The sequence below is a fragment of the Actinoplanes sp. NPDC051861 genome (genome assembly GCF_040681145.1).
Classification (GTDB): domain Bacteria; phylum Actinomycetota; class Actinomycetes; order Mycobacteriales; family Micromonosporaceae; genus Actinoplanes.
In genome coordinates this window covers 1,278-2,455 of the sequence record NZ_JBFAYE010000043.1, presented here as the reverse complement: position 1 = coordinate 2,455, position 1,178 = coordinate 1,278, and the positions used below count along the sequence as shown (strand labels likewise).

Annotated in this window: 1 rRNA gene (only partly in view); it reads right to left on the bottom strand. The window is 55.9% G+C overall.

What is annotated here, in order from left to right:
• Nucleotides 1–1,178, bottom strand: a 23S ribosomal RNA gene (locus tag AB0M02_RS46660) (its annotated part continues 1,277 nt past the right edge of the window); the annotation flags it as partial.

The following is a 1,178-nucleotide window of genomic DNA, read 5'->3' as shown; positions in this document are numbered from 1 at the left end:
GTGGTTAAGCCCTCGGCCTATTAGTACCGGTCAACTCAACACGTTACCGTGCTTACATCTCCGGCCTATCAACCCAGTCGTCTAGCTGGGAGCCTTACCCACTCAAGGTGGTGGGATACCTCATCTCGAAGCGAGCTTCCCGCTTAGATGCTTTCAGCGGTTATCCCTTCCGAACGTAGCCAACCAGCCGTGCCCTTGGCAGAACAACTGGCACACCAGAGGTTCGTCCGTCCCGGTCCTCTCGTACTAGGGACAGCCCTTCTCAAGTATCCAACGCGCACGGCGGATAGGGACCGAACTGTCTCACGACGTTCTAAACCCAGCTCGCGTACCGCTTTAATGGGCGAACAGCCCAACCCTTGGGACCTGCTACAGCCCCAGGATGCGACGAGCCGACATCGAGGTGCCAAACCATCCCGTCGATATGGACTCTTGGGGAAGATCAGCCTGTTATCCCCGGGGTACCTTTTATCCGTTGAGCGACACCGCTTCCACACGCAAGTGCCGGATCACTAGTCCCGACTTTCGTCCCTGCTCGACCCGTCAGTCTCACAGTCAAGCTCCCTTGTGCACTTACACTCAACACCTGATTGCCAACCAGGCTGAGGGAACCTTTGGGCGCCTCCGTTACCCTTTAGGAGGCAACCGCCCCAGTTAAACTACCCACCAGACACTGTCCCTCGACCCGATCAGGGCCGCAAGTTAGATACCCAAACCAACCAGAGTGGTATTTCAACAATGCCTCCACCTGAACTGGCGTCCAAGCTTCACCGGCTCCCACCTATCCTACACAAGCTAATTCGGATACCAATGTCAAGCTATAGTAAAGGTCCCGGGGTCTTTCCGTCCTGCCGCGCGTAACGAGCATCTTTACTCGTACTGCAATTTCGCCGGGCCTGTGGTTGAGACAGTGGGGAAGTCGTTACGCCATTCGTGCAGGTCGGAACTTACCCGACAAGGAATTTCGCTACCTTAGGATGGTTATAGTTACCACCGCCGTTTACTGGCGCTTAAGTTCTCCGCTTCGCCCCTAAGAGCTAACAGGTCCCCTTAACGTTCCAGCACCGGGCAGGCGTCAGTCCATATACATCGTCTTACGACTTGGCATGGACCTGTGTTTTTAGTAAACAGTCGCTTCCCCCTGCTCTCTGCGGCCATACCACGCTCCACCCGCAAGG